We start from the raw sequence: 14,629 nt of genomic DNA on the forward strand, positions 1-14,629 counted from the left end.
AGAGAATTTATAAGGTTAATTGATTTAGGATTCGTTTAGCAGTGCCGGGGCTCTCTTCCGGCTCCGACACTGCTATTTACTTTTGACAATCACCAATCTGATGAAAACTTACCTTTACAAATTTCTACTGCTTCTAATCATCCCTATATGGGCGATGCCTATTGCGTCTCAGAACAAACACTCTGAGTACTATTATCAGCGTGTTTCTCTGTTTGACCGATTGCCTGCTGAATCCACGGACATCATTTTCCTTGGCAACAGCATAACCAACGGCTGCGAATGGTGCGAACTCTTCTCAGATGCGCACGTCAAAAACCGTGGCATCAACGGTGACACATCTCGAGGAGTGCGTGACCGTCTTCAGTCGACCCTCAAGGGGCATCCTGCAAAAGTATTCCTCATGATAGGTGTCAACGATATCGCTAACGGGGCTTCACCTGACTCGGTGATATCGGTTATGACCCAAATCCTCGACCGCACCGCCTCTCTTTCTCCCGAAACACGTCTTTATGTCCAGAGTATTCTTCCCATCAACGATACGTACAATATCTTCTGGGGTCATATGGACAAGAGCGAACAGATAAAAGAATACAACGCCAAGCTGGAGCAGCTCTGCAAGGAGCGCGGAGTACAGTTCATCAATCTCTACCCGCAGTTCTGCATTCCCGGCACCGACAAAATGAATCTTTCCTACACCAACGACGGACTGCATCTCATGGTGGATGGCTATCTGAAGTGGCGTGACATTATACTTCCTTACGTAAAAGAATAATATTAACGCAATGAATAAATATATAGCTACAATCGCATTAACCTGTCTGAGCGCTGCTACTTGCATGTCGGCGAAGAAGGCGCAGGATGCGGCTCCCCGCATTGCTGAACTCGAATCGCTCAAGACACTCCGGACTGAACTTGCCGATGTGGACTCTCTTATGAGAAACGGTATCATGACCGATGAAGGGTCCGGTCTTGACTACTTCACCGGCTACAGCTACCGAACGCTCTACGACTGGGACCAGTATTTCGAATCTATCGTTCAGCTTTACATGGGCTGGCCTGCCGACTACATCAAGAACGGCGTGACCATCTTCCTCGACAATCAGCGTGAAGACGGTTTTATAGTCCGTTCGGTACCCGGCAATAAGTTTCACGACAATGAGCATGTGAAGCCTTTCCTCGCTCAGATTGCGTTGCTGGTGTGTGACCAGTACGGCGACAAGGATTGGATTCTCACTCCGGAATATATGAAACGTCTGCAGAAGTATATCGACTATTGGTTGGTCAATATGGACAGCAACGGCAACGGTCTCAGCGAGTGGATGAGTGCTCCTCACACAGGAATGGACAATCAGCTCGAACGTGCCGGTCTTTGGCTTGACAGGGTTTGTGAGGGTGTCGACCTCAATTCCTACTTAGTGCGCGAGACCCGTGCTTTCGCACGTCTTGCAGAGATGGCAGGCGACAAGAAGTTGGCGGCTGAATACCGCAAGAAAAGCGATGAACTTGCAGAGCGTATCCGCACCATGATGTGGGATGAAGAGGATGGATTCTACTACGACCTTAAGGTGAACCCCGACGGCCCGATGGACAAGTACAATGAGATTGCCCGTGTCAACATGTATAAGCAGAAGGGCAATATGATTCCCGTGCGTTCCATCTCTTCGTTCGCTCCGATGTTCTGCGAAGTGGCCACTCCCGAGCAGGTTGACCGCATGACTACAGAATATCTCTTCAATCCTGAAGAGTTCTGGACTCCGGCACCGATGGCTGCCCTTTCCAAATCAGAACCTTGGTACAGCACCATACTTCTCCCCAATGACGTGGGTTGTTCATGGCGCGCAAACGTATGGATTCCTACCAACTACATGGTCTATCACGGTCTGCGCAACTATGGTAAGGATCAACTTGCTTCCATCGTGGCCCACTACACACAGAAGATTGTGAAGGAAGCCGGCAACCGTGAGTACTATAACTCGGAGACAGGGGAGGGCTGTGGCCTTGATCCCTTCTGGGGTTGGAGCCTCCTCGGTCACTTCATGGAGTGGGAGGATTCAGTGCCTCAGGATGTGACTAAGATAGATTGACCTGTATCACATTTACCTTTTAATACCAACATCTAAAAAGAAACGCAATGAAAAGATATTTAAATTGCTTAGCTTCAGCAGCGATGCTCTCTACAGGTTTTGCGCTTGGAGCTTGCCAGGATACTATGCCCAGCTACGACGTTGATCCGCTCCCCACGGAGAAGGAACCGGACCGTTGGACCCTTATTGAAGGTGCTACTCTTCCGGTAGAGGCTTTCGGTGACAACCTTGTTGCGACTGACGGACTCGGACGCACTCTTCCAAGCTATGAGGAGTGTGGCGACCGCTATGGCAACCGCTACGTAGGTCTTTTCTACTGGCTTTGGCATAGCGACCTCCGTCGCGACCGCGACAAGGGTAACTACGATGTGACCAAGGTGCTCGAAAAAGATCCCGGATTCACAAACTGGGAGTTTGCCGATTACTATTGGGGCGAACCGGAGCTCGGCTACTATCGATCGGACGATGAATATGTGCTTCAGAAGCATATCAACCTCTTTACACTCGTCGGCATAGACTTCCTCTATCTTGACTTCACCAACTGCGTGATCCACGCTCCGGAGACCCACAAGCTCCTTAAGGTGATTATGGATATGCAGGCCAAGGGGTATCAGCCTCCCCGCATCGTCCCCTTCTTCAATGCAGATGACCAGGAGCGTCCCGAGTATTCGCTTGACTATGAACTCAACCAGTGGTTCACTGAGTTCTACTGTGATGCAAGTTATGCCAACTGCTGGTTTATGCTTGATGGCAAGCCACTCGTGCTTTCTCCCCGTCAGCACAGCAGCAATGCAGCTCTCAATAACGCCTTCACATGGCGTGTATGCTGGGCCGATCTCGCCAACAATCAGGAGAACGAACACAAATGGCGTTTCTTCAACAAGTGGGATCAGCGTGCGTGCGCCTACATCGACGGCAAGAAGGAACAGTGCTGCATTTCCAAGGGGCTTGGCGCTCCGCTTTGGGACGCACATCTCTACGGTAGCTCTTCTTCCACCCACGATTATACTCCGGCCTATGATGAAAAGTGGCTGTGTGCCGAGACTTTCAGCCATGGCAAATTTTTCGAGGAGCAGTGGCAGTGGGCTAAGGATGAGAAGGCTCCGATTCTCTGCATCACCGGATGGAACGAATGGAAAGCCGGTGCATGGACTGTTGACGCAGGTCTTGTCGGTGCCGGATTCAAGTTCCAGGGTCGTGTCTGCAAGGAAGGCGACATGTATTTCGTAGATGAATTCAATGAGGAGTTCAACCGCGACATCGAGCCGGCTGCCGGCAAGCTCTCAGACAACTTCTTCTATCAGATGGCCGACTACATCCGTCAGTACAAGGGAATGAAGGCACCTGTAGCTGGGTCTGATGCAAAGACAATCGCTATCGATGGCTCGTTTGGAGAATGGAATGATGTCACTCCTGTCTTCCACGACTTCGTAGGAGAAAACCCGAAGCGCAACGCTCAGGGTGCTCCGTATGATAAGCGTTACACCAACAACACATCCCGCAACGACATCGCGACATCACGTGTGGCTTACGACAAGGACAACATCTACTTCTATGTCAGCACCGATGTTGATATGACACCGAGCACTGACAACAACTGGATGATGCTCTACATCGATGCCGACCGCGACAAGTCGACCGGATGGGAAGGCTATGACTTCGTAGTCAATATGGAAGTAACTTCAGCCAACACCACTACCATCAAGGCCCGTAAGGGCGACAAATGGGAGACGGTTGCATCCTGCCCCTTCACTGTCAAGGGCAATGAGATGGAAATTGCTGTTCCCCGTTCGGCACTTAGTGTTGGCGACAAGCCCAACTTCTATTTCCATTGGGTAGACAACATTCAGGCTATCGACGACATCACCGAGTTCTTCAAGAATGGTGAGTCTGCTCCGGAGCGTCGCTACAATTATCACTACTTCGCTGAATAATCGTATAACCGCAACCGACTTGAAAGAAGGAATGCATAAGGGACAAACAATATTGTTCGGGATGGCATTACTTTCCGGAGGACTGTTCGCAATCCATGCGCAAGAGGAGTTCCCTCTTGCGCCCAGGGTTGCCGACGCATATATCCAGAAGTATGGCGACTGGTATTATCTGACCGGCACTCCTTGTCCCGGCGACTGGGAAATGCAATGGGTAGGCGTGTGGAAATCACGTGACCTTGTCAATTGGTCAGGCCCGGTGCTTGCCTTTGAAGGCGAAGTGCGTGACCGCCCCATGTGGGCATCCGAGATGCATCGCAAAGGAGATGACTACTACATTATCACCACCTGCAACACTTGGAATCCCGGTAATACATTCATGGTGCAGAAAGCTCCCTCGCCCGACGGACCGTATTCTTTCCATTCATTCCTGCCTAAAAAGGGTTTGGATCCAAGCATCTTCATCGACACAGACGGAAAGTCGTATCTCCTCGACAGCGAATGGATTGCGCCTCTCGACGAAGACTGGACACGAATCACCAATGACTTCGTCGGACATCGCGCCAACAAGGAGGGTCCCTTCATGGTGAAGAGCGACAACGATTACCTTCGTTTTTATGCTCGGATAGATCCGACCTACTATATGGAAATGGAGTCGCTTAAGGGTGACAATCCCTATAGCGTCGATTATGTGGAGCAGGGCGAAGTGCTGACCGGTCCTTGGCTTCCCGGCCATGGATGCATCACTCCTTCACCTGACGGATCTGAACTATGGTATGCGGCCCATGCCAACACTGACGGTAGCTGGGAGACGCGCGCACTTGCTATCGACCCGATGCGATTTGAGTCGGGGCGTCCTGTGCCAACAAGCCGCAACGACAAGGCCAAGCCTGCTCCCTCTCTTTCCCGCAATGTCAACTTAGCTCATGGCAAAGTGGCAAACTCCACAGCATTCCTTGCCGGACACGAGCCCCACAAGGCTATAGATGGCAACAAGGCAACATGGTGGGAGGCTGTAGTGACGCCTGCTGATACAATCGCTCCCTACCTTGAAGTAGACCTGATGGGAGAGTTTTTTATCGACGGCATCACAGCACGTACACCCGATAAGAAAAAAGTCGACGCCGAAGTAGCCGTGTCATGCGACCGTATCAATTGGACGGCTCCTTCATCCGACCGCACAGCGCGATATGTGCGCTTTCTGCCCAAGACAGACTGCCGCATCGCTGAGGTCGAGATAACAAGAGTGCCCTATCACATCCCTGCCAGAGGAAAGAAGATAGCTTCCTTCTCTCCTGGCGAGCAAATGAAATTCACGGTTCCTATTACCGGTACATATGATATCGAGTATGTTGTGGAATCGAGGAATCTCAACTCGGAATGGGCACTGTATGACAATTCGACCCTCGTAGCCCGCAGCAATGTAGCCCATACGGGCCCCACCGGCAACAGCACGAGAATCATCTCGTTTGACGTGCCTCTTTCATCCGAACGTGAGCACAATCTTAAGATAGTGCCCGTATCCGGCGACTATACGATAAAAGAAATATCAATTTACTCTCAGAACTAATTAATCCACACAACAGAAGCTATGTTTAAGAAACTCATCACGGCGGCTTTGCTCTCCTCAGCGTTCCTTTCTGCTGCGGCCTTGACTCAGGCTGAAATAGATCGTCAGATAAACGATTTGATAGGGCAGATGACACTTGAGGAAAAAGTGCGCATGACATTTGGAGGTGAGCGCTTCGGAGAAGTTGTCTTCCCCGGAGTGGAACGTCTTGGAATTCCTGAACTGTATGGATCCGATGGTCCGCGCGGTGTGGTGATTCCCGATGTCACTACATTCCCTTCCGGTCTTGGCTTCGCTGCCACCTGGAACACCGAACTTGCCGAGAAAGCAGGCAAGGTGATAGGGGAGGAGGCTCGTGCCCGCAATGTCTCTGTTGTGTTTGGTCCAGCGTTCAATATAAATCGAGATCCACTCGGCGGACGTTTCTTCGAATACATGTCGGAAGATCCTGTGGTGAGTGGTAAAATCGCAGCCGCGCAGATTCGCGGTATGCAGGATGAAGACATCATAGCCTGTGCAAAGCATTTCGCCGTCAATGGTCGCGACCTCAACCGCAACCTCTATATGACCTGGGCTGACGAGCGTACACTCCGCGAGATTTATCTCAAGGGATTTGAAATCGCAGTGAAGGAGTCCGATCCCTGGTCGGTGATGACTGCCGCTAACGGTCTCAACGGCGAACTGTGCAGTGATAACCAATGGTTGCTCAATCAGGTGCTCAAAAATGAATGGGGTTTCAACGGAATCGTAATGACCGACTTCTGTCATTCACGCTCAACCGTTCCTGCAGCTCTTGCCGGCCTTGACATGGATATGCCATGGGGACATTATTCAGATGTGCCTTTTGGTGCAAAACTTGCCACTGCAGTAGAGGAGGGTAAGGTTCCTATGGAGGTTCTTGATGAGATGGTGCGCCGTCATCTTCAGGTACGCTACAACATTGGCAAAATGGGCGACAAGGCTACCAAACCGGCTCCTCAGGTCAACACACCGGAACATCAACAGGTGGCTCTCGACATGGCCCGCGAAGGCATCACGCTTCTTAAAAATGATAAAAACCTCCTTCCTATCAATCCGGATAAGGTAAAGAATATTGTCCTGATAGGTCCGTCGGTCGACCGTCGCTTCGATGTGCTTGGCCTTGGCGGGTCATCGGGCGCTCAGTCTCCCTTCGAGACCACTGTGCTTGATGGATTCCGCACCCGTCTGGGCGACAAAGTCAACATCACCACGATTCCCCTTACTGGCGAGGCAGAGTTTGTGACGCTTGGTGGCGATCGCCTGAATGGAAACCTTACTGTTGATTACTCCGATCCCTCCGGAAGCCATCACGCATCTGCGGTAAGCGAAGAATTCAGCTTCCGTTGGTTTAATGAGTCTCCTTCCGAGAATATCCGCCATGATGAGATTCGAGCTGTCATCAACGGAACGTTCAAGGCACCTGCTACCGGTCTCTACATCTTCCGTCTCAGCAGCGATGACTATGCAGAACTCTGGGTGGAGGACATGGGTGCTCCGACCCTCAAGAACGGTGAGGCCGGTGTGCCGCAGACAGGCTATTCGATGGTACAGCTCGAGGAAGGTAAGGAATATCCGATACGTGTTTCCTACCGTCGCACTCCGGAAGGTGCCAAGAACTCTACAGAGATGAACTATTGGGCTAAGGATAATCCTTCGCTTAAGCTCGATTGGTCGATGCAGGGTGATCAGAAGACAATCACTAATGCCCTCAAACCATATAAGAATGACATAAAGAAAGCCGATCTTGTGGTTTTTGTGGGTGGACTCGACCATAATCTTGATTGCGAGGGTCGCGACCGTCTTTCGATGGAATTCCCCGAGGGGCAGACCGAGCTCATAAATCAGCTCTCCGCCCTCAACAAGAAGATGGCTGTCGCACTCTATCACGGCTCGCCTGTCACCCTTCCTTGGCTTGACAATGTCCCCGCTGTTGTCGACCTGTTCTATCCCGGCATGTTCGGCGGTCAGGCGCTTGCCGAAGTCGTGTTCGGCGATGTAAATCCCTCGGGTCGCCTTACATTCTCCTGGCCTGTCGATTATGCTCAGGCCCCCCTCAATGTGCTCTCGCATCAGGATTTCGACAACGTCTACTGCAACGAGAAGCTCAACGTAGGCTATCGCTACTACGACAAGTTCGGCCAGACTCCGTTGTTCCCGTTCGGCTATGGCTTGAGCTACACCACTTTTGACTATTCCGACCTTGAAGTAGCCCCGGACGGCTCTTCGGTATCCGTAAATGTCACTAACACCGGCAAGCGAAAGGGCAGCGAGGTAGTGCAAATCTACGTCGGTCAACCCGAGGCATCAGTGGAGCGTCCGGTGCGCGAACTCAAGGCATTCGGTAAGATCGAGCTGGCTCCCGGTGAGACGACTATCGTGACTCTTCCACTTGGCGAAGATGCTTTCACCTACTATGATGTGACTACCCACTCATGGGTGCGCGATTCAGCTCCCTACGTAATCGAAGCCGGATCATCATCCCGAGACATCAAACAATCAAAGGAATTTCAATTCTAATATTATAATTCATGCGATACAATAAAATATTCATACCTGCAGCAGCACTGCTGACTCTTCTCACCGCTTGCCATACAGGCAAATCCGACCGTCTGAGCGACAAGCAGCTGCTTGAAGAGTTCGCCAATCCGTCCGCTCAGTGGCGGGCGAAGCCTTTCTGGGCTTGGAACGGCAAACTTGACAAGGACGAACTCCTCCGTCAGGTGGGTGTGCTCGACTCCATGGGCTTCGGTGGCTACTTCATGCATTCCCGAGTGGGGCTGCAGTCGGAATATCTTGGCGATGAATGGTTTGACCTTACCAATGCTGTGGCTGACTACGGCAAAGAACGAGGTCTGGAAAATTGGCTTTACGATGAAGACCGTTGGCCCTCCGGCACCGCCGGCGGTTACGTCACCCAGAATCCGGAGTTTAGGATGAACTTCATGACCATGAAGATTCATCGCCCTAATGACTTCAAATGGGACGACACGTATGAAGCAGTGTTTGCCTGCCAACTCGACAGCACTAACTATACTAATCTCCGTCGCCTCAACAGCGCCGACCAACTCTTATCCGTGAAACCGGAGGAAAGCATCCTCGCATTCTTCCGAGAGAAAGCTGCTGACACCGACTTTGTCAACGGTTACTCCTATGTGGATGCCATGAACCGAGAGGCTACAGACACCTTCATCGCGCTTACCCATGAGAAATATAAGGAGAAATGCGGCGACCGCGTTGGCTCCTCCATCAAGGGTATATTCTTCGATGAGCCTCATCGCGGACCTCTTTTTACAGCTTTCAGTAACGATAACGCCAATCGTCCGCTGATGGCTCCCTGGACAAATGCACTTCCTGAGAAATACAAGGAAGCCTACGGCACTGATATCATAGATGAACTGCCCCGTCTTTTCCTCCATCAGGATGGCGAGACCTACGACAAGGTGAAATGGCAGTACTGCAATGTAGCTCAGCAGCTCTTCCTCGACAACTTCGTGAAGCCCCTCTACGAGTGGTGCGACAATAATGGAATGGAACTCACCGGCCACGTACTGCATGAAGACGACTTCGTGTCGCAGGTATCAATGCAGGGGTCACTGATGCGTACTTATGAGTATATGCACGTTCCCGGCATCGACATCCTTACGCAGAGCAACCGCAACTACTGGGTGGCAAAGCAGCTTCAGAGCGTAGCTCGCCAGACGGGCAAGAAGATGCTCCTTTCAGAGCTCGACGGCTGCACAGGCTGGCAGATGACTTTCGACGACTATAAGGAAATCGGCGACTGGCAGGCGCTCTTCGGCATCAACCTCCGCTGTCCCCATCTTTCTTGGTATACTATGGAAGGTGAAGCCAAGCGCGACTATCCTGCCTCTGTCAATTTCCAGTCAGGATGGTATACGGACTACAGCTATGTCGAAGACTATTACGCGCGTATGGGCATGCTACTTTCTCAGGGCAAGCCTGAATGCGACCTTCTGGTGGTCAATCCTATCGAGAGCGTGATGGCTCAGGTTTCAGTCGACGCTTTTGACAACCTTAATGCGAAATCTCCGGTAATCGCAGAAATGCAGAACCGTTATGCAGACCTCTTCCATTGGCTGGAAGGCAACCATATCGACTTTGACTATGGCGATGAGGAAATGATGTCGCGTCTGGCCAAAATCGAGAAAGGTAAGGATGGAAAGCCTGTGATTCGTATGGGAGAATCCGAATATACCACTGTATTCGTAGGCAACATGGTCACTATGCGTGGCGCTACTCTTGACCTTCTCCGTAAGTTTGCCGAGGAGGGTGGTAAGATTGTAGCAGCAGGTGATCTTCCTACCATGGTCAATGTGGAAAAGAACAGCGATGTTGCATCTTTCCTTTCATCGAAAGCCACTTGTGTGCCCTACACTGAGAATGCAATTGTCGACGCTGTGAGCAAGGATGTGGCTCCTATGGCCAAAATCACTGACACTTCCGGCAACAACATCGCCGAAATCTATTGTCAGGTCCGCAAGGATGGCGACCGCACCATCTATGCGTTCATCAACATGAGCCGTGACAATTCCTACGACAATGTATCCATCACTATTCCTACCGTGGGAAGCCTCAGCGAATGGAACTGCCGCGACGGTAAGGTATATGAAATGAATGTCACTGAGGGTACTACCGGGGATAGTTTCGAAGTTGATTTCGCAGGCCTCCAGGAGCACATCTATATGGTGACTCCCAAGTCTTTCCCGGGTGCACTTCCGGCTGTAAGCCTCAACGATGACAACGGTTCTTCACTCTCACAGACTACATTCGCATATGAACTCAACGAGCCGAACGTGCTTCCGCTTGACTTCGCCACATGCTCAGTCGATGGAAAGAGCATTGTAGGCCAACCGACGGAAGTGCTTAAGGTAGACCAGGCAATACGTCGTAACTTTGAACTTAAGTATCGTGGCGGTGCAATGCTCCAGCCCTGGTTCTTTGCTAAATTCAAAGGAGCTGACAAACCCATCTATGGTAAGGTGAGTCTTTCCTATCCGTTTGACATTGCTGATATGCCTGAGGGCGACATGTATCTCTGCCTGGAAACTCCTTCCGTGTTTGAAATCACCGTAAACGGCAGTCCTCTCACTACCGCTCCTTCCGGGTGGTGGATTGATCCTTGCTTCAAGAAAATCAAACTCGATAAGTCGCAGCTCGTAACAGGCAAGAATGAGATTTCAGTGGCATGTTCCTTCACGGAAGATGTCAATTTCGAGACAATGTATATCATCGGCGATTTCGGTGTAGATGTAGATCTTGCCGGTCTTGCGGAAGTTCCCAATGCCCGTCCTCGCATCCATACTAATGCCGACGGTATTCTGGCTACTAATCCGCGAATTACCACACTTCCCGAGTCTCTTGCCCTCGGCGACATTACAGGGCAGCGTCTGCCTTTCTATTCCGGTACGGTATCCTATCGTATCGATGATGCCGACGGCATCAAGGCCGTCAAGTCTGACGACTTCGTAGGAGCCTGCATGAAGCTTCGCCGTGGCGACAAGAGCTCGATGGTGGCATTCGAGCCATATGAGGCGTACGTGCCCGAGGGTGACGCCCCCCTCTACCTCGATGTGGTTCTGACACGTCGCAATACATTCGGCCCGCTCCATCAGCTTCCTGCCCGCATCTGGGCCTATGGTCCCGAGATGTTCGTAAGCGAAGGCGATGCGTTCACCAACGGCTACGTGCTTTTCCGTTCAGGTCTGCTTGATACTCCAACCGTTTACAATAAATAAACGATATGAAGCTCATCAACAAAGCATATCTATCTCTGCTTACTGCCGTGGTGGCTGGCACGGCAGTAGGGCAGAACCCCATAGTTCCGCAGGGCATGTATATGGCCGATCCCTCCGCCCATCAGTGGACAAAGGGTGGTCCGGTATATGTCTATGGCTCCCGCGACGAGGCTCTCGACTATTATTGCTCGTATGACTACGACGTATGGTCGTCAGACGACATGAAGACCTTCAAGCTCCATCCCTATGTGTTTGCATCGCGCGGAGACAATGATGAGGTTAAGTACAACGAGGAGCTTCTTTTTGCTCCCGACTGTCTTGAAAAGGACGGCAAGTATTATCTCTTCTATTGCCAGGGAGGTTCGCCCGACGTAGAAGGAGTGGCAGTAGGGGAGACCCCTGCCGGTCCCTTTAAGTCCGGTAAGCTCCTGAAGGGCGCATGGCAAATAGACCCGGCCGTCTTTGTCGACACCGATGGCAAGCCTTACCTGTTCTACGGACAGTTCTCAGCCAAGTGCGCACGTCTGGCAGATGACCTCATGTCGATTGATCGCTCCACCATCACCGATAGCATCATCACTGAGCGTGACCACTCGTTCCATGAAGGCATTCAGGTGCTCAAGCGCGGCGATTGGTATTACCTTGTGTATGCCGACATCAGTCAGCGCGGTATGCCTACCTGTATCGGCTACTCCATGTCGCGCAATCTCATGGGCCCGTACGAATATAAAGGCGTGATAGTCGATAACTTCGGTTGTGACCCCAACGTGTGGAATAACCACGGCAGCATCGCCGAGATCGACGGTGAATGGTACGTCTTTTACCATCGCTCCACCAACGGATCGGAACGTATGCGCAAAGCCTGTGTCGAACCTATCACCTTCAACCCGGATGGCACCATCAACCGCGTTGAGATGACCACTCAGGGCGCGGCCGGTCCGCTCAATCCTTTCGAAACAATGGAGGCATGGCGCACATGCTATCTCACAGGTGACGCCCGCATATCGCTCGTCAAGCCGGCCGATTACCGCAACAATATTCCCGGCATGGAGATGGTGACGAATATCCGCAACAACAACTCCTCTGCTTTCCGCTACTTCGACTTCACTCGCGAGCCTAAAAAACTCACTGTGACTGTCGTGCCTGAGGCAGGCGGCACAATTGAGGTTTTCGCCAATACGCTCTCACTTCCCCGTCTGGCTGTGATTACAGTGCCGGAAGGCAACGGCAACACTCCCATGACCATCACTGTCGATGTGGAGCCGGAGCCGGCAATGTCGCTCATCGGTGTGCGTCCGATATTCTTCCGCTTCCGTGGCAAGAATGGTGTGGATCTCATGAAATTCATCTCATTCAAGTTTGATTGAAAAAATGAAGACAACCATTATGAAAGTAAAATCGCTCCTCGTGCCTGTACTGGCTTTTCTTGCCGGCACCATGTCGGCAAACGCCGATGTGCCCCGTCCGGAATATCCGCGCCCCGACTTCGAGCGTGCCGATTGGGTCAACCTCAATGGCACATGGAGCTATACTTTGGATCAGTCGCTCTCCGGACTTGAGAAAAACTATCCGAACTCCAACGGTTTTGACGGAAAGATTACCGTACCTTTCTGCCCGGAGAGTTCACTTTCCGGCGTAGGCCATAAGGATTTCATCAATGGCATCTGGTATCAGCGCGACGTCGAGGTTCCTTCGGCATGGACAGGCAAAGAGATAATCCTGCATTTCGGAGCCATCTACTATAATGCGGAGGTGTATGTAAACGGCCGGCTTGTGGCACTTCACAGAGGTGGTAGCGCCCCGGTAGACGTCAACATCACTCCCTACGTCACTCCGGGACAGAATGCTAATGTAGTGGTCTATGCCACAAGCAATCTGCGCTCCGAACTTCAAGGAGCCGGCAAGCAGAGCCTGAAGGATGCTTCCAATGGCTGCAACTACACACGTACCACCGGTATCTGGCAGACAGTCTGGCTTGAGGCTGTCGCACCCGGTAGCCTCAAGGATGCGAAAGTCACCACAGACCTTGCACAAAAGCAGATTGTGGTCAGCCCCGTTTTCTATCCCGGCGCCGAGGACCATACTCTCAAAGTAGCGCTTAAGGATGGCGACCGCATTGTAGCCAAGGCCTCCGTGAAAGCCGATGAACAGTCGGTGGCCGTACTTCCCGTCAAGTCTCCGAAACTCTGGTCGCCTGAATCTCCTTTCCTCTACGACATTGTCTATACAGTGGAAGACGAGAACGGAAAAGTGATTGATATGGTCAACTCCTATGTCGGAATGCGCAGCATCGACATCCGAGGCAATAAGCTCTATCTCAATGGTGAACCTTACTTCCAGCGTCTGGTGCTCGACCAGGGATTCTATCCCGACGGCATCTGGACAGCACCTTCCGACGAGGCTCTCCGTCATGACATCGAGATGTCGAAGGCGGCCGGTTTCAACGGTGCCCGTCTGCATCAGAAGGTGTTCGAACCCCGTTTCCATTATTGGGCCGATAAACTCGGCTACATCACCTGGGGTGAAGCTCCCTCGTGGGGTATGGATGCAAACAACGAATTGGCAGAAGCCAATTTCTTCAGTGAATGGAGCGAGATTCTCGACCGTGATATGAACCACCCCTCCATAATCATGTGGACTCCGCTCAACGAAGAGTGGTGGCCCGATACGCGCAACTATCCTCGCTTCGTAGCATCGCTCTACGACCTCACCAAGCGAATCGACCCAACCCGTCCGGTCAACGATGCCAGCGGCGGTTGTCATGTGAAGACAGATATATGGACCGTCCACACCTATGAGCAGGATCCCGCAGCCCTCTCGCGTCAGCTCTATGACCCCGAGCGTTCTGAGGATTATGCCGGACGTTTCATGCAGCTCAACCATGCTCGTGGCATGAACATACCGAACATCGGCTTCAACACGCGCCGGCTCCCTGACTATCCTTTCCCAACCTACGACGGCAAGATGCCATTCATCGTAGATGAGTTTGGCGGCATCAAATGGACAGGCGAGACTTCTGCCAGCGACTCCGAAGCATGGGGCTACGGCGAAGCGCCCAAGAGCGAGGCTGAATTTCTCAACCGTCTCGAAGGGCAGGTAGACGCTATCGTCAACCTCGGCGACCATATCGCAGGCTACTGCTACACTCAGCTCACCGACGTAGAGCAGGAGCAGAATGGCCTCTATTACTACGACCGCCGTCCGAAGTTTGACACCACGAACCTTTACAAGATATTCTCTAAGACTCCTCGCAACAACAAATAAACC

Annotated in this window: 8 protein-coding genes; all 8 read left to right on the top strand. The window is 51.8% G+C overall.

Features of this window, described 5'->3' with window-relative positions; all coding sequences use genetic code 11:
• Nucleotides 1–100: 100 nt before the first annotated feature.
• The 8 genes from K2G41_RS03680 to K2G41_RS03715 all read left to right on the top strand — a co-directional run bounded on the left by K2G41_RS03680 (nucleotide 101) and on the right by K2G41_RS03715 (nucleotide 14,626).
• Entirely contained in the window at nucleotides 101–772 is a 672-nt protein-coding gene (locus K2G41_RS03680; RefSeq protein ID WP_300114622.1) for a GDSL-type esterase/lipase family protein, read from the top strand.
• A gap of 10 nt (nucleotides 773–782) precedes the next feature.
• A complete protein-coding gene (locus K2G41_RS03685) occupies nucleotides 783–2,084 on the top strand; it encodes a trehalase family glycosidase (protein ID WP_300114624.1) in 1,302 nt (433 codons plus the stop codon).
• A gap of 125 nt (nucleotides 2,085–2,209) precedes the next feature.
• Entirely contained in the window at nucleotides 2,210–4,018 is a 1,809-nt protein-coding gene (locus K2G41_RS03690; protein ID WP_300114627.1) for a hypothetical protein, read from the top strand.
• 61 nt (nucleotides 4,019–4,079) lie between these two features.
• The gene (locus K2G41_RS03695) at nucleotides 4,080–5,585 is read left to right on the top strand and encodes a family 43 glycosylhydrolase (protein WP_300114629.1); all 1,506 of its coding nucleotides are present in this window, start codon (nucleotides 4,080–4,082) and stop codon (nucleotides 5,583–5,585) included.
• A gap of 21 nt (nucleotides 5,586–5,606) precedes the next feature.
• Complete coding sequence (locus K2G41_RS03700; protein WP_300114632.1) at nucleotides 5,607–8,123, top strand: glycoside hydrolase family 3 C-terminal domain-containing protein; 2,517 nt, start codon at nucleotides 5,607–5,609, stop codon at nucleotides 8,121–8,123.
• Nucleotides 8,124–8,134: 11 nt separating this feature from the next.
• The gene (locus tag K2G41_RS03705; RefSeq protein WP_300114635.1) at nucleotides 8,135–11,362 is read left to right on the top strand and encodes a glycosyl hydrolase; all 3,228 of its coding nucleotides are present in this window, start codon (nucleotides 8,135–8,137) and stop codon (nucleotides 11,360–11,362) included.
• Nucleotides 11,363–11,367: 5 nt separating this feature from the next.
• The gene (locus K2G41_RS03710) at nucleotides 11,368–12,729 is read left to right on the top strand and encodes a family 43 glycosylhydrolase (protein ID WP_300114638.1); all 1,362 of its coding nucleotides are present in this window, start codon (nucleotides 11,368–11,370) and stop codon (nucleotides 12,727–12,729) included.
• 19 nt (nucleotides 12,730–12,748) lie between these two features.
• Nucleotides 12,749–14,626: a sugar-binding domain-containing protein gene (locus K2G41_RS03715; protein WP_300114640.1), complete on the top strand. Its 1,878-nt coding sequence runs from the start codon at nucleotides 12,749–12,751 to the stop codon at nucleotides 14,624–14,626.
• Nucleotides 14,627–14,629 lie beyond the last annotated feature (3 nt).

Origin of the sequence: Duncaniella sp., assembly GCF_029056165.1 — a bacterium.
Lineage (GTDB): Bacteria > Bacteroidota > Bacteroidia > Bacteroidales > Muribaculaceae > Duncaniella.